Source organism: Pseudescherichia sp. (assembly GCF_031987975.1).
In the GTDB taxonomy this organism is placed as follows: domain Bacteria; phylum Pseudomonadota; class Gammaproteobacteria; order Enterobacterales; family Enterobacteriaceae; genus Pseudescherichia.
In genome coordinates, this window is the sequence record NZ_DALZYX010000001.1 from 605,487 (window position 1) to 629,047 (window position 23,561).

The 23,561-nt window shown below is 54.9% G+C and carries 25 protein-coding genes; 11 read left to right on the forward strand and 14 right to left on the reverse strand.

Features of this window, described 5'->3' with window-relative positions:
* Positions 1-2 precede the first annotated feature (2 nt).
* Both uvrC and uvrY read right to left on the reverse strand, forming a co-directional pair.
* Entirely contained in the window at positions 3-1,835 is a 1,833-nt protein-coding gene (uvrC, locus tag RTN40_RS03030) for an excinuclease ABC subunit UvrC (RefSeq protein WP_312227131.1), read from the reverse strand.
* Positions 1,832-2,488, reverse strand: coding sequence for a UvrY/SirA/GacA family response regulator transcription factor (gene uvrY / locus RTN40_RS03035; protein WP_312227132.1), 657 nt, complete (start codon positions 2,486-2,488; stop codon positions 1,832-1,834). The genes uvrC and uvrY overlap by 4 nt, the downstream gene beginning before the upstream one ends.
* A 455-nt stretch (positions 2,489-2,943) precedes the next feature.
* On the opposite strand from uvrY, the gene RTN40_RS03040 reads away from it, so the two are divergent.
* A complete protein-coding gene (locus tag RTN40_RS03040; RefSeq protein ID WP_312227133.1) occupies positions 2,944-3,168 on the forward strand; it encodes a DUF2594 family protein in 225 nt (74 codons plus the stop codon).
* A gap of 62 nt (positions 3,169-3,230) precedes the next feature.
* Here the strand turns inward: RTN40_RS03040 and sdiA are convergent, their stop codons facing one another.
* From sdiA to RTN40_RS03080, 8 genes are all read right to left on the reverse strand, one after another.
* A complete protein-coding gene (sdiA, locus tag RTN40_RS03045) occupies positions 3,231-3,953 on the reverse strand; it encodes a transcriptional regulator SdiA (protein ID WP_312227134.1) in 723 nt (240 codons plus the stop codon).
* A gap of 228 nt (positions 3,954-4,181) precedes the next feature.
* Positions 4,182-4,934: an L-cystine ABC transporter ATP-binding protein TcyN gene (tcyN, locus tag RTN40_RS03050; protein ID WP_312227135.1), complete on the reverse strand. Its 753-nt coding sequence runs from the start codon at positions 4,932-4,934 to the stop codon at positions 4,182-4,184.
* Complete coding sequence (gene tcyL / locus RTN40_RS03055) at positions 4,931-5,599, reverse strand: cystine ABC transporter permease (protein ID WP_103819249.1); 669 nt, start codon at positions 5,597-5,599, stop codon at positions 4,931-4,933. The genes tcyN and tcyL overlap by 4 nt, the downstream gene beginning before the upstream one ends.
* A gap of 21 nt (positions 5,600-5,620) precedes the next feature.
* Positions 5,621-6,607 (reverse strand): D-cysteine desulfhydrase, encoded by a 987-nt coding sequence (gene dcyD / locus RTN40_RS03060; RefSeq protein ID WP_312227136.1) that lies wholly within the window; start codon positions 6,605-6,607, stop codon positions 5,621-5,623.
* 107 nt (positions 6,608-6,714) lie between these two features.
* Positions 6,715-7,515 (reverse strand): cystine ABC transporter substrate-binding protein, encoded by an 801-nt coding sequence (gene tcyJ, locus RTN40_RS03065; RefSeq protein WP_312227137.1) that lies wholly within the window; start codon positions 7,513-7,515, stop codon positions 6,715-6,717.
* Between the two features lie 89 nt (positions 7,516-7,604).
* Positions 7,605-8,156, reverse strand: coding sequence for a flagella biosynthesis regulatory protein FliZ (gene fliZ, locus RTN40_RS03070; protein ID WP_312227138.1), 552 nt, complete (start codon positions 8,154-8,156; stop codon positions 7,605-7,607).
* Positions 8,157-8,214: 58 nt separating this feature from the next.
* The gene (locus tag RTN40_RS03075) at positions 8,215-8,934 is read right to left on the reverse strand and encodes an RNA polymerase sigma factor FliA (protein ID WP_312227139.1); all 720 of its coding nucleotides are present in this window, start codon (positions 8,932-8,934) and stop codon (positions 8,215-8,217) included.
* A gap of 160 nt (positions 8,935-9,094) precedes the next feature.
* Positions 9,095-10,177, reverse strand: a complete 1,083-nt coding sequence (locus RTN40_RS03080; protein ID WP_312227140.1) for a FliC/FljB family flagellin — start codon at positions 10,175-10,177, stop codon at positions 9,095-9,097.
* A 240-nt stretch (positions 10,178-10,417) separates the two neighbouring features.
* On the opposite strand from RTN40_RS03080, the gene fliD reads away from it, so the two are divergent.
* The 4 genes from fliD (at position 10,418) to amyA (ending at position 14,211) form a co-directional block, all read left to right on the forward strand.
* On the forward strand, positions 10,418-11,830 hold the full coding sequence (gene fliD / locus RTN40_RS03085; protein ID WP_312227141.1) for a flagellar filament capping protein FliD: 1,413 nt from the start codon (positions 10,418-10,420) through the stop codon (positions 11,828-11,830).
* Between the two features lie 22 nt (positions 11,831-11,852).
* On the forward strand, positions 11,853-12,263 hold the full coding sequence (gene fliS, locus RTN40_RS03090) for a flagellar export chaperone FliS (protein WP_312227142.1): 411 nt from the start codon (positions 11,853-11,855) through the stop codon (positions 12,261-12,263).
* Positions 12,263-12,622: a flagella biosynthesis regulatory protein FliT gene (fliT, locus tag RTN40_RS03095; RefSeq protein ID WP_312227143.1), complete on the forward strand. Its 360-nt coding sequence runs from the start codon at positions 12,263-12,265 to the stop codon at positions 12,620-12,622. The genes fliS and fliT overlap by 1 nt, the downstream gene beginning before the upstream one ends.
* 101 nt (positions 12,623-12,723) lie before the next feature.
* On the forward strand, positions 12,724-14,211 hold the full coding sequence (gene amyA, locus RTN40_RS03100; protein ID WP_312227144.1) for an alpha-amylase: 1,488 nt from the start codon (positions 12,724-12,726) through the stop codon (positions 14,209-14,211).
* 41 nt (positions 14,212-14,252) lie between these two features.
* Here amyA and yedD read toward each other — a convergent pair whose 3' ends face one another.
* Entirely contained in the window at positions 14,253-14,666 is a 414-nt protein-coding gene (gene yedD, locus RTN40_RS03105; protein WP_312227145.1) for a lipoprotein YedD, read from the reverse strand.
* A gap of 188 nt (positions 14,667-14,854) precedes the next feature.
* Between yedD and yedE the strand changes: the two genes are divergently transcribed.
* Together yedE and yedF are read left to right on the forward strand one after the other, a co-directional pair.
* Positions 14,855-16,060: a selenium metabolism membrane protein YedE/FdhT gene (yedE, locus tag RTN40_RS03110; protein ID WP_312227146.1), complete on the forward strand. Its 1,206-nt coding sequence runs from the start codon at positions 14,855-14,857 to the stop codon at positions 16,058-16,060.
* Positions 16,057-16,290, forward strand: coding sequence for a sulfurtransferase-like selenium metabolism protein YedF (yedF, locus tag RTN40_RS03115; protein WP_312227147.1), 234 nt, complete (start codon positions 16,057-16,059; stop codon positions 16,288-16,290). The genes yedE and yedF overlap by 4 nt, the downstream gene beginning before the upstream one ends.
* Positions 16,291-16,330: 40 nt before the next feature.
* Here the strand turns inward: yedF and lysM are convergent, their stop codons facing one another.
* From lysM to fliE, 3 genes are all read right to left on the reverse strand, one after another.
* Complete coding sequence (gene lysM, locus RTN40_RS03120; protein ID WP_312209185.1) at positions 16,331-16,789, reverse strand: peptidoglycan-binding protein LysM; 459 nt, start codon at positions 16,787-16,789, stop codon at positions 16,331-16,333.
* A gap of 179 nt (positions 16,790-16,968) precedes the next feature.
* Positions 16,969-18,081 (reverse strand): acyltransferase, encoded by a 1,113-nt coding sequence (locus RTN40_RS03125; protein ID WP_312227148.1) that lies wholly within the window; start codon positions 18,079-18,081, stop codon positions 16,969-16,971.
* Between the two features lie 187 nt (positions 18,082-18,268).
* The gene (gene fliE / locus RTN40_RS03130) at positions 18,269-18,580 is read right to left on the reverse strand and encodes a flagellar hook-basal body complex protein FliE (protein WP_312227149.1); all 312 of its coding nucleotides are present in this window, start codon (positions 18,578-18,580) and stop codon (positions 18,269-18,271) included.
* 228 nt (positions 18,581-18,808) lie between these two features.
* Here fliE and fliF point away from each other — a divergent pair, with 228 nt between their 5' ends.
* The 4 genes from fliF to fliI are packed head-to-tail and all read left to right on the forward strand — an operon-like array spanning position 18,809 to position 23,558.
* Complete coding sequence (gene fliF / locus RTN40_RS03135; RefSeq protein WP_312227150.1) at positions 18,809-20,494, forward strand: flagellar basal-body MS-ring/collar protein FliF; 1,686 nt, start codon at positions 18,809-18,811, stop codon at positions 20,492-20,494.
* The gene (gene fliG, locus RTN40_RS03140; RefSeq protein ID WP_042391432.1) at positions 20,487-21,482 is read left to right on the forward strand and encodes a flagellar motor switch protein FliG; all 996 of its coding nucleotides are present in this window, start codon (positions 20,487-20,489) and stop codon (positions 21,480-21,482) included. The genes fliF and fliG overlap by 8 nt, the downstream gene beginning before the upstream one ends.
* Positions 21,475-22,188: a flagellar assembly protein FliH gene (gene fliH, locus RTN40_RS03145; protein WP_312227151.1), complete on the forward strand. Its 714-nt coding sequence runs from the start codon at positions 21,475-21,477 to the stop codon at positions 22,186-22,188. Before fliG ends, fliH begins: the two co-directional genes overlap by 8 nt.
* The gene (gene fliI / locus RTN40_RS03150; protein ID WP_312227152.1) at positions 22,188-23,558 is read left to right on the forward strand and encodes a flagellar protein export ATPase FliI; all 1,371 of its coding nucleotides are present in this window, start codon (positions 22,188-22,190) and stop codon (positions 23,556-23,558) included. Before fliH ends, fliI begins: the two co-directional genes overlap by 1 nt.
* Positions 23,559-23,561 lie beyond the last annotated feature (3 nt).

Here is a 23,561-nt window from a genome sequence, read left to right on the forward strand (position 1 = left end):
CTTCAATGTTTCAACGAGTAGAAGATCTTTTCTGCCAGCCCCTGCGAAATACCCGGCACTTTTGCGATGTCCTCAACGCTGGCGTTGAGCAAACCCTGCAATCCACCCATGTATTTCAGCAGCATCTGGCGGCGCTTCGGTCCGACCCCTTCAATGGTCTCCAGCGTACTGGTATTTTTGACCTTGGCGCGTTTTTTACGGTGCCCGCTAATAGCGTGATTGTGGGACTCGTCGCGAATATGCTGGATCACATGCAGCGCCGGTGAGTCCGGCGGCAGATTAAAACCCTCGCCTTCCGGTTCGAAAAACAGCGTCTCCAGCCCCGCCTTACGATCGGTGCCCTTCGCCACCCCTAGCAGCAGCGGATGGTGCTTATCCCAGGAAACATCCAGCTCGGCAAAGACCGCCTTCGCCTGACCCAACTGCCCCTTGCCGCCGTCGATCAAGATCACGTCCGGCACCTTACTCTCTTCAATGTCTTTACCGTAGCGACGGCGAAGCACCTGATTCATCGCCGCATAGTCATCGCCTGGGGTAATACCGGTAATATTGTACCGGCGGTACTCCGCACGCAACGGCCCGTTGGCGTCAAACACTACGCAGGAGGCTACTGTCTGTTCGCCCATGGTATGGCTGATGTCAAAACACTCCATACGCCTCACCGCCGGCAGCTTCAGCAGCGTAGCCAGTGCTACCAGACGCTGGCTCACCGTTGACTGCTGGGAGAGCTTAGTGCTGAGCGCCGTCGCGGCATTGGTGCGAGCCAGCTTCAGGTAGCGCGCCCGGTCACCGCGCGGTTTGGTCTGCACGTTGACGCGGCGGCCCGCCAGCTCGGAGAGAGAATCTGCGAGCAGGGTTTTGTCGCTCAGATCGAAGTCGAGCAGGATCTCCCCTGGCAGGGTGCGCATTTGGCTGCCCTGCAGGTAGAACTGACCGACAAAGGTCTCTACCACTTCACCAAGCTCGGTACCACCGGGCACTTTCGGGAAGTAGCTGCGGCTGCCCAGCACCTTGCCCTGGCGGATAAACAGCACGTGCACGCAGGCCATCCCGGCATCGAACGAGACGCCAATGACGTCTAAATCGTCCCCGGTGTTAGAGACAAACTGCTTCTCCGTCACGCGGCGCACGGCCTGAATCTGATCGCGAATACGCGCCGCCTCTTCAAAGTCCAGATCGCGGCTGGCCTTCTCCATCCGTTCGATCAGCAGGTTCAGGACCTGATCGTCCTTGCCCGCCAGGAACAGGCGGACGTAGTTTACCTGCTGGGCATACTCCTCTTCGCTTACCAGCCCCTCGACGCAAGGCCCAAGGCAGCGGCCAATCTGATATTGCAGACAGGGGCGGGAGCGGTTGCGGTAGACGCTGTTTTCACACTGGCGAATAGGGAAGATCTTCTGCAGCAGCGCCAGCGTCTCCCGTACCGCGTAGCCGTTAGGGAACGGCCCGAAGTACTCCCCTTTCGCATGCTTAGCGCCTCGGTGCGTCGCCAGACGCGGATGGGTATCGCCGCTAAGAAAAATGAACGGGTAAGACTTATCGTCGCGCAGCAGCACGTTGTACCGGGGCTGGTACAGCTTGATATAGTTGTGCTCAAGCAGCAGCGCTTCCGTCTCCGTATGGGTTACCGTCACGTCGATCTGCTGAATCTGGGACACCAGCGCTTCGGTTTTTCGTGAGGCAAGGTTGCTACGGAAGTAGCTGGACAGGCGCTTCTTGAGATCTTTGGCTTTACCGACGTAGATAACAGTACCGCCGGCGTCATACATGCGGTAGACACCGGGTTTACTGGTAACCGTACTCAGAAAGGCTTTTGAATCAAAAACATCACTCACTGACTTGTTAACGTCTCCGCATTACACAGACCATGACGAATGGCCAGGTGGGTCAGCTCTACGTCGCCGTGAATGTTCAGTTTACTGAACATGCGATAGCGATAGCTGTTCACCGTCTTCGGGCTGAGATTCAACTGCTCGGAAATCTCATTCACCTTTTGGCCTTTGGTTATCATCAGCATAATCTGCAATTCGCGTTCAGACAAACTGGCAAAGGGAGATTCGGTTTTCTCTGGCTCAATCTGGCTGAGCGCCATCTGCTGGGCAATGTCTGAGGCAATATAACGCTGGCCGGCATAAACGGCGCGAATAGCGTTTACCATCTCTTTCGGGGCGGCCCCCTTGCTGAGATAGCCTGAGGCACCTGCCTGCATCACTTTGGCAGGCAGCGGATTTTCAGTGTGGACGGTCAGCATAATCACTCTGGTATCAGCCATGGATCGCGCAATTTTACGCGTTGCCTCCAGGCCACCAATACCGGGCATGTTCATATCCATCAGCACCACATCCACAGGATGGGCGCGGCACCATTTTACGGCATCTTCGCCGCAACAGACCTCGCCGGAAACTTTTATGCCTTTAATATCTTCCAGAATGCGTCGTATCCCTGCGCGCACCAGCTCGTGGTCATCAACAAGAAGAACGTTGATCAAAGCAAATCTCCAAAAAGGGATAACGCGACTGACAGTAAAGTCGCTCTATATTAGCGTTATTTTGGCAAAAACTAAAAGATTAATTGCAATGTGTACGATTTCGTTCGCAATTCTGGAAATAAAGCTGTACAAAACGTGGAAAGAACCCCGTCTCGCTTGCCTTTAAAACAGGTGTTTTAAATACCATTTTTCAGGCGGTTATCGGCATAAATATTATTTCACTGCTGTAAGCAGGCCATTTTTCTTTGTAACAATAATTAACGCCTTTTATACCTCTTTTAAACATATACTCGACGTTATAAATTAGAGCAAATCGTAATAACAACCTATTTACGTGTAGAGTTGTATGGTGAACAAAAAACAAGCAGTGCTATTTTCTGCAGAGCTTGTGCTATACTCCGCCGCCTTCACATTCATGGGCGCATACAGGCGCTGTAACCTATCGAGGAAAATAGATGAGCACTCCTGACTTCTCTACTGCGGAAAACAACCAACAACTGGCTCAGGAGGTCTCCTGCCTGAAAGCGATGGTCACCCTGATGCTGCAGGCACTGGGCCAGGCGGACGCGGGCCGAATTATTCTGAAAATGGAGCGGCAGATCGCCCAGATGGAAGACGAGGCGCAGGCTGATGTGTTCGCCAATACGGTTAAGCAGATTAAACAAGCCTACCGTCAGTGAGCGTGACCGGCTGGCAGAGTGTCAGCCGGTAATGCGTTCGGCACGCGAAACGCAGGCAGCGTTCATATAAATCCGGTCGCCGCCGCGTAGCACGCAATCTGCGTTTTATTCGGTGCGTTGAACTTCTTCTGCATGTTTTTCTGGTGAAAATTCACCGTATTTTCTGAAATCGACAGAATCATGGCGATCTCCGCCGAGGTCTTTCCTTCCGCCGTCCACTTCAAAATTTCGCACTCGCGCTTGCTGAACTTCATCTCCGGCGACATCACGATCTCATTCTCAAGACGTGAGAGCGTTATCAGGCTCAACTGCACCAGCAGTTGTAAAGAGAGTTCAACCTCATCAGCACTCAGGCTTTTGCCATGTACGACGGTTTTTGATACCGACAGAAAACCGTTGGCACGGTTAGGCAGCATCAGACACTGGGTATACCCCTTACGAAGCCCATGGTCGCGGGCGCCATCCCACAGCGGCTGCGCATCCTGAAACAGGCGGTCGCTCCAGGGCAGATGGCCCTGCATAAAATTCTCCGCCTTGAGCACCGGGTCAATCGCAAAGTAATTTTCTGCATAGTAGTGGTTTATCCAGTCTTCCGGATAGGATGTTTGAAGGAAAATTTTGGGTCGCGTGAACGGCACCGGATGGCGCACACACAGCGAGTAGTAGTCAAATTCTAGCCGCTGCGTCTGATGTTCCAGCTCTTTATAAACCTCATCTGCTGTCGTCATCTCATTAAAACGCCGCAGCAGCTCCCTTCGCCATGTGAAAAAATCAATCTCCTGCATACTGACCGCTAAAACCCCGTTCGTTATATATTTATTATGAATGTATAAAACTATCACATAAATCTTATTTATAGATCCAAATTATCCCACTCCGGGGAAATTAACTGAACTTATATGCCAACCGAATGAAGATAAACGGAAGAAATGGCGGATCGTTAGCAGGGCGTTTTAACTGATGTGCCGCAGCGCCCACCGCAGGGTAAAGCCGGTGAGCGCATTAGCAGAGCGTTACTGCATGAGGAATTTTTCCAGGAACTGTCGTGTTCGCGGCTGCTGGGGGTGAGTAAACAGCGATTTGGCTGGTCCCTGCTCCACTATCTTTCCTTGATCCATAAAGATGGCACGATCGGCTACGTCGCGGGCGAAGCTCATCTCATGGGTCACAATCACCATGGTGCGTTTCTCCTGCGCCAGCTGGCGAATGGTGTTCAGCACCTCCCCCACCAGCTCGGGATCCAGCGCCGAGGTTGGTTCATCAAAAAGGATGACATCCGGGCGCATCGCCAGCGCACGGGCGATAGCCACACGCTGCTGCTGCCCGCCGGAGAGGCGTTTCGGATAGCTGGTCTCTTTGCCGGTTAAGCCCACTTTCGCCAGCAGCTCCCGGGCGCGTGCTTCGGCCTCGGCTTTCGCTTCGCCCTTCACAATCACGGGTCCCTCAATAATATTTTCCAGTACGGTGCGATGAGGAAAAAGATTAAAGCTCTGGAATACAAAGCCAACGTGCTGGCGCAGCTGGCGGATCTGCCCTTTCTGCTGGCTTAGCGCCCGCGCCGTATCGATGGTGATGGTGCCAACGCGGATGCTGCCGCTCTCTGGGTGCTCCAGCAGATTAATGCTGCGCAGCAGCGTCGTTTTCCCGGAGCCGCTGGGACCGATGATCGCCACCACCTCCCCCTCGTTGACCTCTAAATCAATGCCGTGCAGCACCGTCTGGCCGTGAAACTTCTTCACCAGGTTTTTCACTTCAATCGCACTCATTTCGGATCGCGCTCCTGACGGTTAAGCTGATTTTCAAAATAGTTCTGCAACGCGGAGAGTACCGTGGCCATCACCCAGTAGATCAGGGAGGCGGCGAGGTACATGGTAAAGACCTCCAGCGTCCGGGAGGTGATCAGCTGCGCCTGGCGGAACAGCTCTGGCACCTGAATGGTCGCTGCCAGCGAGGTATCTTTTACCAGGCTAATGAAGCTGTTGCTCAGCGGCGGCAACGCCACCCTCGCCGCCTGGGGCAGAATGGCGCGGCGCAGGGTTTGCCACGGCGTCATGCCGATACTGGCCGCGGCCTCCCACTGACCTTTATCAATTGAGGAGATAGCAGCCCGCAGCGTTTCCGAGGTGTAGGCTGCGGTATTAAGCGACAGGCCGATCATCGCCGCCGGAATCGGATCCAGCTCGATACCAAACTGCGGCAGACCGTAGTAGATCATAAACAGCTGCGCGATCAGCGGCGTACCGCGAAATATGGAGATATAGAAGCGTGCCAGCCAGCGTACCGGCGCGATGGCCGACATCCGCATCAGCGCCAGCACAAAGCCGAGCAGCAGGCCAAAGAACATCCCGCCGATACTGAGCTGTAACGTAAATACCGCACCCCGCAGCAGGTACGGCAAAGACTCTATCACCAGTTGTATACTCTCTTGCATTATGGTTTTTCTGCCTGATGGTTAAACGTGAGGATGATAGGCAAAGAGCGCAGGCGCGCCGCCGGTATGGATAAACAGGATCGGCCCATGATCTTTGAAACGGTTCTGGCTGATACCATCGATCAGCCCGGCCATGGCCTTACCGGTATAGACCGGATCCAGCAGAATACCTTCGAGGCGGGCCAGCAGCTTGATGGCCTCCATCCCCTCCTCGTTTGGCGTACCGTAGCCGGGAGCGAAGTAGTCATCCCAGAGAGTAATGTCAGCCCTCGCCTCCACGTCCAGCTCACGTGCCACCGCCTGCTGAAGCGTGACCACTTTCGGTTTCTGCTCGTCACGTTTGCGTGAGACGGTAACGCCAATTAGCTCCGCCTCCGGCATCAGCTGCTCAAGGCCTACCGCCAGCCCGGCATGGGTTCCAGCGCTGCCAGAGGCCACCACGATCGACGATAGCTCTACCGCCCCTTCACACTGCTGGGCGATCTCCAGCGCACTCTCGACGTAGCCCAGCGCCCCCAGCGCGTTGGAGCCACCGACCGGAATAACGTAGGGACGAAAACCCTGGGCTTCGATCCGCGTCGCCAGCTCACTCAACTGCGCAACCGGATCGGTCAGAGCGTCGCACATCTCAATTTGGGCATTGAAGAGATCCAGCAGCAGCCGGTTGCCGTTAGTAAGATAGTTCTCTGCCCGCGTGGCAATAGGATTCTCCAGCAGCGCCACGCAGTGCAGGCCGAGCTTTGCCGCCACGGCGGCGGTCTGGCGCACATGGTTTGACTGAATCGCCCCGGCGGTGATCAGCGTGTCGGCCCCCTCCCGCAGCGCATCGGCGGCGAGAAATTCCAGCTTGCGCAGCTTGTTACCCCCCAGCGCCATCGGCGTCACGTCGTCACGTTTGATGTAGATTTCACGTCCCAGATAGTCAGAAAAGCGCGGCAAATACTCCAGCGGCGTGGGCGCGCCAATAAATTCGAGGCGCGGAAAGCGGGTCAGGTTTTGCAAAGACATAGGGCCTCCGGTGGCCAATAGTAAACGTGCGTGCTGTTAATTATGTACCTTTAGCGGCAGAAATAAAAAAGGCGCTTAAATAAGCGCCTTTTTATCGCCGGTGAACCTTACTTCGTCACGTCAGCACCGAACCATTTTTCCGACAGCGCTTTCAGGCTGCCATCCTTCTGCATGGCGGCAATGGCGTCATCAACCGCTTTCAGCAGGTCTTCATTACCTTTACGCAGCGCCACACCCGCCTCCTGACGGGAGAACGGTTCACCCGCAACCGCCAGCGTATCTTTGGTCTTTTTCACCAGATCCAGCGCCGCCAGACGATCCACCAGAATGGCATCGATACGGCCTACGCGCAGATCCTGGTATTTAGTCGGGTCATCATCATAGGTACGGATATCCACGCCCTGCACGTTCTGGCGCAGCCACTCTTCATAGTTAGTACCCAGACCGACACCGACCTTTTTACCTTTCAGCTCGGCAGCGGTTTTGATCCCGCTCTCGTTGCCCTTTTTCACCAGCGCCTGGATACCGGAGACGGTGTAAGGGGTAGAGAAGTCATACTTTTTCTTACGCTCGTCGGAGATAGTGACCTGGTTGATCACCACGTCGATGCGTTTGGAATCCAGCGAGGCCAGCATCCCGTCCCACTTGGTGGGCTTCAGCGAGGCTTTAACGCCGAGGTGTTTTGCCAGTTCGTTTGCAAACTCCACTTCAAAACCGGTGAGCTTGCCGTCATCGCCCTGATAGCTGAACGGCGGATACGTTCCTTCCAACCCTACCAGCAGCGTACCGCGCTCTTTGACTTTATTCAGCAGGCCTTCATCAGCGAAGGATTTCGCGCTTACGCCTGCCATCAGCGCAACAGCCATCACACCCATCAGCGCCTGACGACCCAAAAGTGCTAATTTCATAGTTACCCCGAATATGATAATAGATTGCAGGTAGTGTAAGGTGCTGACCCACAAGGTACAAACACCTGTACGCTACATATTATTCACTTTTAATATATATCAGAAGTTGCGCCGGAGGCGATTTTCTGACTGGTCATAAAGTGCGACTGGGCTTTGAATTGCGCATACTTGCGCAGGGCGATCCGGTAATTATTGGTGCTGGTGGTAGGCAGCCACGGCTCCAGAACTTCATCCAGAAAACCGTCTTCAAGCTGGTCGGGGGTAATACGGTGGGCGGCCAGATGATTGCCGAGGCGGCGCAGGCGTACAACATACTCACGCACCGTGCCGTGGCTCATCTCGGTTTGCTCAAACAGATACTGTTTAAAGCCGATAATATCAAAAAAGTCGCTCTGCTCTTTGCAGTGCAGATCGCCGCAGAAACGGCACAGGGCGACCCACTCTTTCTGCTCCTGCTCCCAGCCTGCGTCGTCCAGAAGCGTGTCGAGGCGCGAGATAGCAATTTTGTTGACGATTTCGCCCCGGCGCACCAGCGTGATGCGGTCGAGTAGCTTATGGCAATGGGCGCAATGCGTCTGGCTGTGTTTAAAGTCTTTCAGATAGCGGCTTAGTGGCCGTCTTTTTACTTGCAGCACCGTCATGATAACTCCTGGTTGTCAATACGTTGTGCGACATCGTTCAGGCAGCACGCATTGCTGCCTATAACTTACCCAGTTTGGTACGTAAGCGTTTTATGGCCTGGCTATGAAGCTGGCTGACCCGCGACTCTCCGACGTCCAGCACCGCGCCGATCTCTTTGAGATTCAGCTCTTCCTGGTAGTAGAGCGTCAATACCAGTTGCTCACGCTCCGGCAAGGCTTCGATCGCCTCCATCACGCGATGACGAAGATTGCTCTCCAGCAGCTGATGTAACGGGTTCTCCCGCTGGTGATCGTCAGTCACCAGCTCAATGCTATCGCCATGCTCTTCCCGCCACTCGTCGTAGGAGAAGAGTTGGCTATTATTGGTGTCGAGCAACATCTGACGATACTCTTCTACAGAAATATTGAGCCGCTGCGCAACTTCGGTTTCCGTTGCGTTACGACCTAACTCCTGCTCCAGCTGGCCCATTGCCTGCGCCGCTTCGCGGGCATTACGCCGGACGCTGCGTGGCACCCAGTCGCGGCTGCGCAGCTCGTCCAGCATCGCCCCACGAATACGCTGTACTGCGTAAGTGGTAAATGCCGTTCCTTGCAGAGCGTCGTACCGGTCAACTGCATTCAATAACCCGATACCGCCCGCCTGTAGCAGATCGTCCAGTTCCACACTCGCCGGCAAGCGCACCTGCAGGCGCAATGCTTCGTGACGCACTAGCGGTACATAACGTTGCCACAGCGAGTGTTTATCCATTACACCTTCAGCGGTATACATTGAATTCACGATAAACAGCCCTGCGTTAAATGAGTTATCGGCATGATTATCCGATTCTGGAGGGGTTTTAATCGGATGAATAGTGGGTGAAATGGGGGGTTATTTAGAGTTATAGATGAACAGGCATAAAAAAACCCCGCCGGAGCGGGGTTTAGGCAAGCGGTGCGAATTAACGCAGCAGGGACAGCATGGTCTGCGGAACCTGGTTGGCCTGCGCCAGTACGGAAGAGCCAGCCTGCTGCAGGATCTGCGCGCGGGACATGTTGGACACTTCGGTCGCGTAGTCGGAGTCCTGAATACGGCTGCGAGCAGAAGATAGGTTGCTCACGGTGTTGTTCAGGTTGGTGATGGTGGATTCGAAACGGTTCTGGGAAGCACCCAGCAGGCTACGCTGAGAATCTACGGATTTAATAGCTTCGTCGATATCTGCCAGCGGCGTGCTGCCATCAGCTTTACCGTCGGCGCCGACTTTACCTTTTAATACGTCAAAACCTTCGGCTGCAACAGTACGGGCATTACCATTTACCGCTTCGTTTGCATCGGTAGATGCTTTCAGTGCATCATCGTAATCAGTTTGTGCAGTTGCAAGTGCTTGTTTTTTAGTATCGTCGGTAGGAGCTGCTTCAAAATCTTTTTTAGCTGTATCAACAGCATCTTTAGCATCTTTCAGATCTTCTGTCGTGGTAAATGCGTAGGTGTTGATAGATTCAGAAGAAGTATTGTCTGAACCAGCAGTCGCCAAGTTCCAGCCAGCGCTTGAGCTGATAGCAATGCTGATCTGCTCGTTGTCTTTCGAACCTACCTGGAAATCATAGTTGGTTTTGTCCGCTGTACGGTTATCCAGAACTTTAATACCGTTAAAGTCAGTCTGTTTGGTTACGCGGTTAATCTCTTCCATACGCTGGTTAACTTCAGACTGGATAGAGTCAATGTCGGAAGCAGAGTTAGAGCTGTTCTGCGCCTGAACGGTCAGGTCACGTACACGCTGCAGGTTGTTGTTGATCTCGGACAGCGCGCCTTCAGCGGTCTGTGCCAGAGAGATACCGTCGTTGGCGTTACGGGCAGCAACGTTCAGGCCGTTGATGTTGGAGGTGAAGCGGTTAGCGATCGCCTGGCCAGCAGCGTCGTCTTTCGCGCTGTTGATACGCAGACCGGAAGAGAGGCGCTCGATAGCAGTGCCCAGAGAGGACTGAGATTTAGTCAGGTTGTTCTGAGTCGTCAGCGACAGGGTGTTAGTATTGATAACAGCCATGATTGAATTCCTTTAAAAAGTTGTCTGAGTCAGGCATCTGCCTACGGCTTTCTCGCCGTTGATGTGATTATCGACCGCCCTCGCATAACCTTTAGAAAAAATATTCGCTTTTTTAAAAGCGCAAACTGCCTGGTTTTTCCCCGCTTTATTTCGCCATTGTTTTTTGTAAAACACTCTAATCTTTTTGCTGTCGCTGCCGATAGTGCATCCAGTGATTGTCTTAAATTGAGGGATGTTATTATGGCAACAGTAAGTTCGCTCGGCGCGGGCACCAGCATGAGTTCATCGCTGAGTACGTTATATGATGGGCTGGAGTCTTCAGAACAGACCCGGTTAACGCCTATTACACAGCAGCAATCGTCATATAAAGCCAAACTTACCGCCTGGGGCGTGGTGCAGACATCGTTGACCAAGCTGCAGACAGCAGCGGACGCGTTAAAAGATACCTCAGCCATCGCTTCGGCCAAGGTCTCCAGCACCAATACCGCGTTCAGCGCGACGCTGGCCAACAGCGCTACGGCGGGAACCTACTCCGTAGAGGTCACCCAGCTAGCCACCTCGCAGTCGCTGCTCAGCCCGAAAGCAAGCAGTAAAGATACCGACCTCGGCGACAGCAGCCTCAGCTCGCGAACAATCACTATCACCCAGCCAGGCCAGGACGATCCGCTGACGGTAACGCTGGCCAGCGATAAAACCAGCCTTGCGGACGTTCGCGATGCGATCAACGCCAAACAGGGCAGCGTCACCGCCAGCATCATTAAAGCAGATGATGACAGCTACTACCTGGCGCTAACCTCACGTGACAGCGGCACGGCCAACGCAATGACCATCAGCACTGACGACAGCAAGCTGGCGAAGTACATCAGCTATGACGCGACTGACAGTTCGAAGAGCACGATGACCCAGCAGGTGGCGGCGAAGGATGCTATTGTTGACATTAATGGCATCACCATCACCCGCAGCAGCAACACCATTACCGATGCGCCAGAGGGCGTGACCCTGTCGCTGACCAAAACCAACGTCGGCAGTCCGGAGACGCTGTCGGTAGTAAAAGATAATGCCCCAATGACGGCGGCGATTCAGGCCTACGTTGATGCCTATAACTCGCTGCAGACCACCATCAGCAACCAGACCAAATATACGTCAGTAGACCAAGGCAGCGACAGTCAGAGCACCTCAAACGGGGATCTGCTCGGCGACGGCACCCTGCGTAATATCCAGACGCGCCTGCGCTCTCTGCTCTCCACTACTCAGGGAAGTGGAGCTATCTCTACCCTGTCGCAGATGGGCATTACCCAGGATCTCAGCGGCAAGCTAACCGTGGACAGCACTAAGCTGAACAAAGCGCTGAACGAATCTCCGACCGACGTGCTGACCTTTCTCTCCGGCGACGGTAAAACCACCGGTTTTGCCACCCAGGCTAGCAGCCAGCTAGAGGATATTCTGGGCACCGACGGCACGCTGAAAAGCGCCACGGACGGGATAAATAAAACCCTGAAGCGGCTTTCAGATAAGTACGACCAGGTAAACGATCAGATTACCGCGACGATGGCACGTTACAAGGCGCAGTTTACTAGCCTGAGCACGCTGATGTCGTCCCTGGACTCCACGGCCAGCTACCTGACCCAGCAGTTCAATGCCATAAACAGCTAATGAGTAATGATTGAGGTTTGACATGTATACAAAATCGGGAACACAGGCTTATGCCCAGGTCGGCGTTGAAAGCGCCGTTCTGAGTGCCAGCCCACATCAGCTGGTGGTCCTGCTGTTTGATGGCGCGTTAAGCGCCATGAAAAAAGCAGCCATCCTGATCGATCAGGGAGACATTCCCGGTAAAGGCCAGGCGTTGTCAAAAGCCGTCAACATCATCACCAATGGCTTACGCGCAGGGCTTAACCACGACGTCGGTGGTGACCTTGCGTCAAACCTGGACAGCCTTTATGACTATATGACACGGCGTCTACTCCATGCCAATCTGCATAACGATCTTGCCGCCATTGATGAGGTCATGACCCTACTGACCAACATCGCAGATGCCTGGAAAGAGATTGGTCCCAACAATCAAAATGCACGAGACACCTACTAATGGAAGCCGATTTCGGGTTGCTTCACCACTATCAGCAGCTGCTGCTGACTAGCAATATGATGCTCAGCCTCGCGAAAGAGGGGCGTTGGGATGAGTTGATCCAGCATGAGCTGAGTTATATTTCCGCCGTAGAAAAACTGACCCAGCTTCAGGATACGGCAGATACCGCGGCAACTATTCAGGGGCTGCTCCGCCCCCTGTTAAAGCAGATCCTCGATAACGAAGTGGAGCTTAAAACGCTGCTGCACATGCGCATGGAAGAACTACGCACCCTGGTCGGGCAAACATCCCGCCAGCACAACCTGAATTCAACCTATGGACGTCTCTCTGGTAATATCCTTTTTCCAAGCGAGCTGTGAAATCTGCCGCCTGCAAGCGGGTGATATTTTTTAACGCCCCCACCCGCTTCGTTCTCTAATTTTCATCCATACTTCAAGTTCCTTACTCTGGAGCATGGTCGATGAAAAACCCCACCTTATTGCAATGCTTTCACTGGTACTATCCGGAAGGCGGTAAACTCTGGCCGGAAGTGGCCGAGCGTGCGTCTGGTTTTAATGATATTGGCATTAACATGGTCTGGCTACCGCCCGCTTATAAAGCGGCAACGGGAGGCTACTCCGTCGGCTATGACACCTACGATCTCTTCGATCTGGGCGAGTTCGATCAAAAAGGCACGATCCCTACTAAATACGGCGATAAAGCCCAGCTGCTGGCGGCTATCGGCGCGCTGAAGGAGAACGGCATCGCCGTGCTGCTTGACGTGGTGGTGAACCATAAGATGGGGGCCGATGAGAAAGAGTCAATCTGTGTTAACCGGGTAAATGAGCACGATCGTACCCAGATCGACGACGAGGAGATCGCCTGCGAAGCCTGGACGCGCTACACCTTCCCCGCCCGTAAGGGAAAATATTCAAAATTTATCTGGGACCACAAGTGCTTTAGCGGTGTCGATCATATCGAAAATCCCGATGAAGACGGCATCTTTAAAATCATTAACGATTACACCGGTGACGGCTGGAACGATCAGGTGGACGAAGAGCTGGGTAACTTTGACTATCTGATGGGATCCAACATCGACTTTCGCAACCGGGCGGTAACGGAGGAGATCAAATACTGGGCACGCTGGGTGATGGAGCAGACTCAGTGCGATGGCTTCCGCCTCGACGCGGTGAAGCACATTCCGGCCTGGTTCTATAAAGAGTGGATCGCCCACGTGCAGGAGGTCGCCCCGAAGCCGCTATTTATCGTTGCCGAATACTGGTCACACGAGGTGGATCGCCTGCAGCAGTATATCGATCAGGTCGATGGCAATACGATGCTGTTTGATGCCCCGCTGCAGATGAAGTTTCATCAGGCATCGCTGCAGGGCCGCGACTATGACATGAGCCAGATCTTTACCGGTACGCTGGTAGAAGCCGATCCCTTCCATGCGGTAACGGTAGTGACTAACCACGATACCCAACCGCTACAGGCGCTGGAGGCACCGGTAGAGGCCTGGTTCAAGCCGCTGGCCTACGCTCTGATCCTGCTGCGGGAAAACGGTGTCCCGTCAGTGTTTTATCCGGATCTCTATGGTGCAAGCTATGACGATACCGGCGGCGACGGTGAAACCTACCATATCGACATGCCGATTATCGAGCAGCTCGATCAGCTGATTCTGGCCCGCCAGCGTTTCGCTCACGGCGTGCAGACTTTGTGGTTCGATCACCCTAACTGCATCGCCTTTAGCCGGAGCGGAACCGAGGAAGATCCAGGCTGCGTTGTCGTGCTCTCCAACGGCGATGAGGGTGAAAAGACCCTGGAGCTGGGGGAAAACTACGGCAATAAGATGTGGCGCGACTATCTGGGCAACCGTGAAGAGACCGTAACCACCGACGAAAACGGTACCGGCACCTTTACCTGCAACGGCGGCAGCGTCAGCGTCTGGGTACTGGAAGAGGTGTTATAACAGAAGACGCTGAGTGAGGCTCCTCACTCAGCGTCATTACCTTACGGCAGCGGCGTTGGCAGCGGGCTTTTCGCCAGCGCCTCAGCACACTCGGCGGTCGGGCGCTCAACCCGCTTCAGGGTCATTCCCGCATACTCAAGCATTGCCCCTTCCCGCTCAAGGGAGTAAACCTCTACCTTCTGCGTCACGTTATAAAAATCGTCCCCGCGCAGCGTCAGCTTGCCCGGAAGGGCAATTACCCGCTGCCACTGACGGCAGTCCAGGGTATCACCAGCAGGCGTCACGACCAGGCTGGCTATCGCCTCGGGGCTGACCAGTTTGCTTTGCGGCCCGGCGGATTGCCAGTACCCGGCCAGACCCGCAGGTGCCGGGTGTTTTACCACCTCGTTATAGTTATCAATCTGTGCACAGCCGGTCAGTGCCAGCAGTGCGCTAAAAATCGCTACTTTTTTCATCTAATATCCTGCCTGCGAAGAAAAAATTATTCTGGCATTAAAGCGCCATGCCCGCCAGCGATAACCATTGCGAGTTTAATTGATCTACGCCGTATAAATGCCATTTACCGCTGGGCAAATGTACCGTTCCGTGTAGGATTGCGGTTCCGCTTTATACGATAAACCTTCTGAGTTCAGAGGCTATTACCATGTCCTGGCAACACTTTAAGCAGCGCTGGCTGATCACCTTTTGGGCACCCCTGCCCGCCGTTATCGCCGCTGGCATTCTCTCAACCTACTATTTTGGTATCACTGGCACCTTCTGGGCCGTCACCGGTGAATTTACCCGCTGGGGCGGTCAGCTCTTACAGCTAATGGGCGTTCATACGGAAACCTGGGGCTATTACAAGCTGATCCACCTGGAGGGCACGCCGCTGACCCGCATTGATGGCATGATGATTATCGGCATGTTTGGCGGCTGTTTCGCCGCCGCGCTGTGGGCAAACAATGTCAAATTACGCATGCCCCGCAGCCGGATCCGTATTATGCAGGCCGTCGTTGGCGGCATTATTGCCGGGTTCGGCGCACGGCTGGCAATGGGCTGCAACCTGGCGGCGTTCTTCACCGGTATTCCGCAGTTTTCGCTTCACGCCTGGTTCTTCGCGCTGGCCACGGCAGTCGGCAGCTGGTTTGGGGCGCGCTTTACCCTCCTGCCCCTGTTCCGCATCCCGGTCAAAATGCAAAAGGTCTCTGCCGCCTCGCCGCTAACGCAAAAGCCCGTGCAGGCGCGCCGCCGCTTTCGCCTCGGCATGCTGGTGTTTGCAGGCATGCTGGGCTGGGCGCTGCTGACGGCGATGGATCAGCCGAAGCTGGGCCTCGCTATGCTGTTCGGCGTCGGCTTTGGCCTGCTGATTGAGCGGGCGCAGATCTGCTTCACTTCTGCCTTCCGGGATATGTGGATCACCGGCCGCACCCATATGGCAAAGGCCATCATTCTTGGCATGGCGGTCAGCGCCATCGGCATTTTCAGCTATGTCCAGCTGGGCGTGGAAGGGAAAATTATGTGGGCTGGCCCGAACGCCGTGATCGGCGGCCTGCTCTTTGGCTTCGGCATCGTGCTGGCGGGTGGATGCGAAACCGGCTGGATGTATCGCGCCGTAGAGGGCCAAGTGCACTACTGGTGGGTGGGGCTGGGTAATGTTATCGGTTCGACGCTGCTGGCCTACTTCTGGGATGACCTGGCGCCAACCCTGGCTACCGGGTGGGATAAGGTGAACCTGCTGAACACCTTTGGCCCGCTGGGTGGATTGTTAGTAACCTACGGCCTGCTGCTTGTCGCCCTGCTGCTGATCGTGGCTTGGGAAAAACATTTCTTCAAGCGTGCCGCAACCCTGGCGGTGAAGGAAGCAATATGAAAACGATCGTACCGGACTACCGACTGGATATGGTGGGGGAGCCATGCCCCTACCCTGCTGTTGCCACGCTGGAGGCGATGCCGCAGCTGAACAAAGGTGAAATTCTGGAGGTGGTGAGCGACTGCCCACAATCGATTAATAATATTCCGCTGGATGCGCGCAACCATGGCTATACCGTGCTGGATATCCAGCAGGATGGACCGACGATTCGCTATTTGATTCAGAGGTAGATGCGCACGCCGGGCAGCAGTAGCCCGGCGTATGGCTGGATTACTGCGGAATACGCAGCACCTGGCCCGGATAGATTTTTTCCGGGCTTTTCAGCATCGGTTTATTCGCTTCAAAGATCTTATTGTACTGGTTAGCGTCGCCGTATACCTGTTTGGAGATGGCGCTCAGCGTGTCACCGGATTTCACGGTGTAGAACTGGCTCTCTTTTGCAGTGGTATCTGCGGCAGGCGCGGCCTTAACGTTGTCGGCTACGCTGGCGATACCGGAGATGTTACCTACCGCAACCAGAATCTTCTCTTTAGCTTCCTGGCTCAGGCCTTCACCGGTTACAGTGGCCTGACCGTCAGCAACCTGCACGTTAACCTTATCCGCGTCCGGGATACCCGTTTTACTCAGATGCTCCTGCACCTTTTTCGCCTGATCTTCCTTATCATCATGCCCGGAAACGGCATCCCACAGCTTTTCACCTGCTTCTTTTACAAAATTGAAAAGACCCATTTTCAGCTCCTTACCGTTAAGTTAAGACTCTGAAAGTGTAGCAGAGACCAGCGGAAGCGGCTGACGTAAGCATAATTTAAGGAAGTTCTGACTATAGCGGCCTGGTCATGAAAAAGCAGCGCAAAACCTTGCATCTAAATCACCTAAAAATTTTAGGGCCTTATTCTCTTTTATCGTATTTATTTATTTTGCGTAGTCAGTACAAATTTCATTTTGACTTTGTCCCAGCCAGACCTGATGGCTCGGTTGGCTGGCATCTCAATGAACTTGAATGAAAGAACAGAAACAACGATGGCCACTGCCAGGCTGGAGGCCGTATATATCAGTATGGAGGTAACGCTGCCCTTGTCAGGCTGCATGATTTCTATCATTTTTGACACAATCATCCAGTGGAACATATAAAAAGAAAATGACGCCTCGCCAAGCAGGATCAAATATTTGTTTGCAAGGATGCGAGAAATGATGCCGCCATTAAAGGCGAATGCAATAACGATGGATGCCATGCAAGGAATGAACAGAACGTCATAGGCATAATTTGTGTTCGATAGGTGATTTGACGAAACGTAAACTGTTAGCGCCAAAAAGAGCAGCGACCCCACTTCCATTGTACTGCATACGCTCGCTTTTAGCGTGACTGGCTTAGCAAGGAATGCTCTGCATATGATGATACCCAGGATGAAATCGGTAATTCTGAACAGCGGATTTATATAATATAGCCAGTGCAGAGAAATATTTGCCGGAGGGTTATTAAGAAAATAGATATTAACCGCTTGTACGGCAACAAATATCGCTGTCAGGTATCTTGTTTTGCATTTAACAAGCAGACAAAAGCAAAGGTAGAAGAACATTTCGCATGAAATGCTCCATGATACTGGATTAAATGAAAAATAATAAGCTGAATCTGGAATAAATGATTGCAGTAATAGCACGTTGTATGCCAACGCCTCTTTATTAGTCGCATCAAAATTCTGGATATAACCAAATAAATAAAGCACACAAATCAAAGAGACGACATGCACCGGGAATAGCCGCGCCAGCCTGTAAACTATAAAATCTTTGTTGCTAAACCGCCCTTCTGCCAGATGCTTACTAAAGCTGTAATTAATGATGAACCCTGAAAGTATATAGAAGAAGGTTACACCTATATAACCCTTTGAAAAATATCTCGATATTTCGTTCAACTGCGGAATTGAAGATAATGAGTAAATTCCTAAATGGCTCATAAAAACGCCAAGCGCTGCAAACATCCTTAACGATGTAAGGCTATGAATAATATTGCTATTTTTTGACATACTTCTGCCATTCATTAAAAAATTTCAGGCAGAATATGTCTTATGTAAGCGTGTGTCAATTCACTTACCGCGTCTGTCTTCAGGACGGTATTTTAATGCACCAAAGCGGATGCGAGCTAAACATATGCGATTACCACACGTACATGATATGCATCATCAGCCTCGTCACACAAATAATGTAGCTGACCTACACCTGCATGCTCATGACATCCTGATACGCTGTGACCAGCTTATTACGTACCTGAATCCCCATCTGCAACGACACGGATGACTTCTGCAGATCGGTCATCACGTCGTTGAGGGCGACGCCCGGCTCGCCGAGGGTAAATTTCTCAGCCTGAGTGCGCGCAGCGTTTTGCGTATCGCTGATGCGATCCAGCGCAGCGTGCAGCTGACCTGCGAAGCTAACGGTGGACTCAGCGCCAACGCTCTGGTTTTTCGCCATTCCTGCCGTTGCCTGCAGCTGGCTGATGACGCCTTCAATCCCCTGAATGGACATGGTTTTACCCCTACATGATTTGACTGGCGACGAGATTACCAGCTTGTCAATAAGATGAAGGCGGTAAATAGCGACAAAAAACCAGGTTATTTGACCCATAGAAAATCGCGATTCATCAAATAATGGCAGGGCCATCAACATGGAACTTTTGTCGTGTTTGCCGACCCGGGAGTCCGTTTTGCTTCATTACACGAATAATGCCGTCCACCCAGAGCTACGAGGTGCGCAATGAGTGCGACAGCAACCGCATCACAGAATAAATCTCTCGAGTGGATGAACCGCCTGCGCGCGAACCCCAGAATTCCCCTGCTCATCGCTGGTGCTGCCGCCATCGCCATTATTGTTGCTATGGTGCTGTGGGCCAAACAGCCGGACTATCGCGTCCTCTATAGCAACGTCTCCGATCAGGATGGCGGCGCGATTGTTACCCAGCTAACCCAGATGAATATTCCCTACCGCTTCTCTGAGACCGGTGGCGCGATTGAAGTGCCTGCGGATAAGGTGCATGAGCTGCGTCTGCGTCTGGCCCAGCTGGGGCTGCCGAAAGGCGGCGCGGTTGGCTTTGAGCTGCTGGACCAGGAGAAGTTTGGTATTAGCCAGTTCAGCGAGCAGGTCAACTACCAGCGTGCGCTGGAGGGCGAGCTGGCCCGCACCATCGAAACGCTGGGACCGGTAAAATCTGCACGCGTTCACCTGGCGATGCCTAAGCCTTCACTCTTCGTCCGCGAACAGAAATCTCCGTCGGCCTCCGTTACCGTTAACCTCGCGCCGGGCCGCGCGATGGACGAGGGCCAGATTAGCGCCGTGGTCCATTTAGTCTCCAGCGCCGTGGCTGGCCTGCCGCCGGGTAACGTTACTCTGGTGGACCAGAGCGGTCGGCTGCTGACCCAGTCCAACACCAGCGGTCGCGATCTTAACGATGCCCAGCTGAAGTATGCCGCCGACGTTGAGGGCCGCGTGCAGCGCCGCATTGAAGCGATCCTCTCCCCTATCGTTGGCAATGGCAACGTCCATGCCCAGGTTAACGCTCAGATCGACTTTGACAATAAAGAGCAGACGGAAGAGCAGTATCACCCGAACGGTAACCCGTCCCAGGCGGTAATGCGCTCTCGTCAGCTGAACGAGAGCGAGCAGGTTGGCGGCCCTTATCCGGGCGGCGTGCCGGGCGCACTCTCTAATCAGCCGGCTCCGGCCAATAACGCGCCGATTACTGCAAATACTCCGCAGAACGGCCAGCAGAACCAGAATGCGCAGCAGACCACGACCAGCACGGCAAACAGCGCCGGGCCGCGTAATACGCAGCGCAATGAAACCACTAACTACGAAGTCGATCGCACCATTCGCCACACCAAAATGAACGTGGGCGATGTGCAACGTCTCTCCGTTGCCGTGGTAGTGAACTATCGCACCCTGGCCGATGGCAAACCGCTGCCGTTGACCGCCGATCAGCTGAAGCAGATCGAGGACCTGACCCGCGAAGCGATGGGCTTCTCCCAGCAGCGCGGCGATACCCTGAACGTGGTGAACTCCCAGTTCAACGCTAGCGATGAGAGCGCAGGCGAACTGCCATTCTGGCAACAGCAAGCCTTTATCGATCAGCTGTTGGCCGCCGGCCGTTGGCTGCTGGTGCTGATTGTCGCCTGGATCCTGTGGCGTAAGGCCGTCCGTCCGCAACTGGTGCGTCGCGAAGAGGAGCGCAAAGCGCTGCTTGAGAATGCCCAGGCTCGCCAGATGCCGGAAGAGGAAGCCGTTGAGGTTCGCCTCAGCAAAGATGAGCAGACGCAGCAGCGCCGTGCTAACCAGCGCATGAGCGCCGAGGTGATGAGCCAGCGTATTCGCGAAATGTCAGATAACGATCCGCGCGTTGTGGCGCTGGTCATCCGCCAGTGGATGAGTGGTGAAGAACATGAGTAACCTTACCGGAACCGAAAAAAGCGTCATCCTGCTGATGACCATTGGTGAAGACCGTGCGGCGGAGGTGTTCAAGCATCTCTCCCAGCGCGAGGTTCAGCACCTGAGTACCGCCATGGCCGGCGTGCGCCAGATCTCCAACAAGCAGCTGACCGACGTCCTGCAGGAGTTCGAGCAGGAGGCAGAGCAGTTCGCTGCGCTCAATATCAACGCCAACGACTACCTGCGTTCGGTGCTGGTGAAAGCGCTCGGCGAAGAGCGTGCAGCTAGCCTGCTGGAGGATATTCTCGAGACTCGCGATACCTCCAGCGGCATCGAAACGCTCAACTTTATGGAGCCGCAGACCGCCGCCGATCTTATCCGCGACGAGCATCCGCAGATCATCGCCACCATCCTTGTGCACCTTAAGCGCGGTCAGGCGGCAGATATTCTTGCCCTCTTCGATGAGCGCCTGCGTCACGACGTGATGCTGCGTATCGCCACCTTCGGCGGCGTCCAGCCGGCGGCGCTGGCAGAGCTGACCGAGGTGCTGAATAGCCTGCTCGACGGCCAGAACCTCAAGCGCAGCAAAATGGGCGGCGTGAGAACCGCGGCCGAGATCATCAACCTGATGAAGACCCAGCAGGAAGAGGCGGTCATTACCGCCGTGCGCGAATTTGATGGCGAGCTGGCACAGAAAATTATCGACGAGATGTTCCTGTTCGAAAACCTCTCCGAGGTGGACGACCGCAGCATCCAGCGCCTGCTGCAGGAAGTGGATTCCGAATCCCTGCTTATTGCGCTCAAAGGTTCCGAACAGCCGCTGCGCGAGAAGTTCCTGCGCAACATGTCCCAGCGTGCGGCAGATATTCTGCGCGACGACCTTGCCAACCGTGGGCCGGTGCGTCTCTCCCAGGTGGAGAACGAACAGAAAGCCATCCTGCTTATCGTTCGTCGTCTGGCCGAGACCGGCGAGATGGTAATTGGCAGCGGCGAGGATACCTATGTCTAACGAACTGCCGTGGAAAATCTGGACGCCGGAAGATCTGGCGATGCCGGTAAGCGAGTTCGTTCCGGCGGTGGCGCAAAGCGATGGCGATGATGCCCCGCAGGAAGGCGAAGAGATCGTTTTAACCGAAGAGCAGAAGCAACAGCAGCAGCTGGCGCAGCTGCAGATCCAGGCCCACGAGCAGGGATACAGTGCCGGTCTCGCTGAAGGTCGGCAGACCGGTCATAGCAAAGGGTATCAGGAAGGGCTGGCTCAGGGTCTTGAACAGGGTCTGGCCCAGGCCCAGCAGCAGCAGGCTCCCGTCCATGCCCGAATGCAGCAGCTGGCGAATGAGTTTCAGCACAGCCTTGACGCGCTGGACAGCGTTATCGCCTCCCGCCTGATGCAGATGGCGCTGGAGGCGGCACGCCAGATCATTGGCCAGACGCCGAGCGTGGATAGCACCGCCCTGATCAAACAGATCCAACAGCTGCTCCAACAGGAGCCGCTGTTTAACGGCAAGCCGCAGCTGCGCGTTCATCCGGACGATCTCCAGCGCGTTGAGGATATGCTGGGCGCGACGCTGAGCCTGCACGGCTGGCGTCTGCGCGGCGATCCGACGCTTCATCCGGGTGGGTGTAAGGTGTCCGCCGACGAGGGCGATCTGGATGCCAGCGTCGCCACCCGCTGGCAGGAACTGTGCCGCCTGGCCGCACCGGGAGTGATCTAATGACTGCGCGCCTGACCCGCTGGCTCACCACGCTGGACAACTTTGAAAGCAAAATGGCGCAGCTGCCGACGGTACGCCGCTACGGACGCCTGACCCGTGCCACCGGCCTGGTGCTGGAGGCGACTGGTCTCCAGCTGCCGCTGGGGGCAACCTGCGTTATCGAGCGTCAGGAGAGTGGCGAGACGCGGGAAGTAGAGAGTGAAGTGGTAGGCTTTAATGGCCAGCGCCTCTTCCTGATGCCACTGGAAGAGGTAGAAGGCATTCTGCCCGGCGCACGCGTTTATGCCCGCAGCGCCAGCGCCGACGGCCTGCACAGCGGAAAACAGCTGCCGTTAGGTCCGGCACTGCTGGGCCGGGTACTGGACGGCGGCGGCAAACCGCTGGATGGCCTGCCCTCCCCTGACACCACCGAAACCGGGGCGCTGATCACTCAGCCATTCAACCCACTCCAGCGTACCCCCATTGAGCACGTGCTTGATACCGGCGTGCGGCCGATCAACGCCCTGTTAACCGTGGGGCGCGGCCAGCGTATGGGCCTGTTCGCTGGCTCCGGCGTCGGTAAGAGCGTGCTGCTGGGAATGATGGCACGTTACACCCAGGCCGACGTGATTGTCGTCGGGCTGATTGGCGAGCGTGGCCGTGAAGTAAAAGATTTTATTGAGAATATCCTTGGCGCAGAGGGTCGCGCCCGGTCGGTGGTGATCGCCGCCCCGGCGGACGTCTCGCCGCTGCTGCGTATGCAGGGAGCCGCCTACGCCACGCGCATTGCGGAAGACTTCCGCGATCGCGGTCAGCACGTGCTGCTGATCATGGACTCTCTCACCCGTTATGCGATGGCCCAGCGTGAGATCGCCCTGGCGATTGGCGAGCCGCCGGCGACCAAAGGCTATCCGCCCTCGGTGTTTGCCAAGCTGCCCGCGCTGGTTGAACGCGCCGGTAATGGCATCCACGGCGGCGGATCGATTACCGCCTTCTATACCGTGCTGACCGAAGGGGATGACCAGCAGGATCCTATCGCCGACTCCGCCCGCGCGATCCTCGATGGTCACATTGTGCTGTCGCGGCGGCTGGCGGAAGCCGGACACTATCCGGCTATCGATATTGAAGCCTCTATCAGCCGTGCCATGACCGCATTAATTAGCGAGCAGCACTACGCCAGGGTTAGACATTTCAAACAGCTGCTCTCCAGCTTCCAGCGCAACCGCGATCTGGTCAGCGTAGGCGCCTATGCCCGGGGTAGCGATCCGATGCTGGATAAAGCCATTGCCCTGTGGCCGCAGCTGGAGGCCTATCTCCAGCAGGGTATTTTTGAACGCGCCGGATGGGAAGAGTCCATCCAGGGCTTAGAGCTTATTTTCCCGACGGTGTAACAG

Coding starts and splice junctions, on each gene's coding strand:
- RTN40_RS03040 (WP_312227133.1), top strand. CDS start 2,944: ATGAGCACTCCTGACTTCTCTACTGCGGAAAACAACCAACAACTGGCT.
- sdiA (WP_312227134.1), bottom strand. CDS start 3,953: ATGCAGGAGATTGATTTTTTCACATGGCGAAGGGAGCTGCTGCGGCGT.
- tcyN (WP_312227135.1), bottom strand. CDS start 4,934: ATGAGTGCGATTGAAGTGAAAAACCTGGTGAAGAAGTTTCACGGCCAG.
- tcyL (WP_103819249.1), bottom strand. CDS start 5,599: ATGCAAGAGAGTATACAACTGGTGATAGAGTCTTTGCCGTACCTGCTG.
- dcyD (WP_312227136.1), bottom strand. CDS start 6,607: ATGTCTTTGCAAAACCTGACCCGCTTTCCGCGCCTCGAATTTATTGGC.
- tcyJ (WP_312227137.1), bottom strand. CDS start 7,515: ATGAAATTAGCACTTTTGGGTCGTCAGGCGCTGATGGGTGTGATGGCT.
- fliZ (WP_312227138.1), bottom strand. CDS start 8,156: ATGACGGTGCTGCAAGTAAAAAGACGGCCACTAAGCCGCTATCTGAAA.
- RTN40_RS03080 (WP_312227140.1), bottom strand. CDS start 10,177: ATGGCTGTTATCAATACTAACACCCTGTCGCTGACGACTCAGAACAAC.
- fliD (WP_312227141.1), top strand. CDS start 10,418: ATGGCAACAGTAAGTTCGCTCGGCGCGGGCACCAGCATGAGTTCATCG.
- fliS (WP_312227142.1), top strand. CDS start 11,853: ATGTATACAAAATCGGGAACACAGGCTTATGCCCAGGTCGGCGTTGAA.
- fliT (WP_312227143.1), top strand. CDS start 12,263: ATGGAAGCCGATTTCGGGTTGCTTCACCACTATCAGCAGCTGCTGCTG.
- amyA (WP_312227144.1), top strand. CDS start 12,724: ATGAAAAACCCCACCTTATTGCAATGCTTTCACTGGTACTATCCGGAA.
- yedD (WP_312227145.1), bottom strand. CDS start 14,666: ATGAAAAAAGTAGCGATTTTTAGCGCACTGCTGGCACTGACCGGCTGT.
- yedE (WP_312227146.1), top strand. CDS start 14,855: ATGTCCTGGCAACACTTTAAGCAGCGCTGGCTGATCACCTTTTGGGCA.
- yedF (WP_312227147.1), top strand. CDS start 16,057: ATGAAAACGATCGTACCGGACTACCGACTGGATATGGTGGGGGAGCCA.
- lysM (WP_312209185.1), bottom strand. CDS start 16,789: ATGGGTCTTTTCAATTTTGTAAAAGAAGCAGGTGAAAAGCTGTGGGAT.
- RTN40_RS03125 (WP_312227148.1), bottom strand. CDS start 18,081: ATGTCAAAAAATAGCAATATTATTCATAGCCTTACATCGTTAAGGATG.
- fliE (WP_312227149.1), bottom strand. CDS start 18,580: ATGTCCATTCAGGGGATTGAAGGCGTCATCAGCCAGCTGCAGGCAACG.
- fliF (WP_312227150.1), top strand. CDS start 18,809: ATGAGTGCGACAGCAACCGCATCACAGAATAAATCTCTCGAGTGGATG.
- fliG (WP_042391432.1), top strand. CDS start 20,487: ATGAGTAACCTTACCGGAACCGAAAAAAGCGTCATCCTGCTGATGACC.
- fliH (WP_312227151.1), top strand. CDS start 21,475: ATGTCTAACGAACTGCCGTGGAAAATCTGGACGCCGGAAGATCTGGCG.
- fliI (WP_312227152.1), top strand. CDS start 22,188: ATGACTGCGCGCCTGACCCGCTGGCTCACCACGCTGGACAACTTTGAA.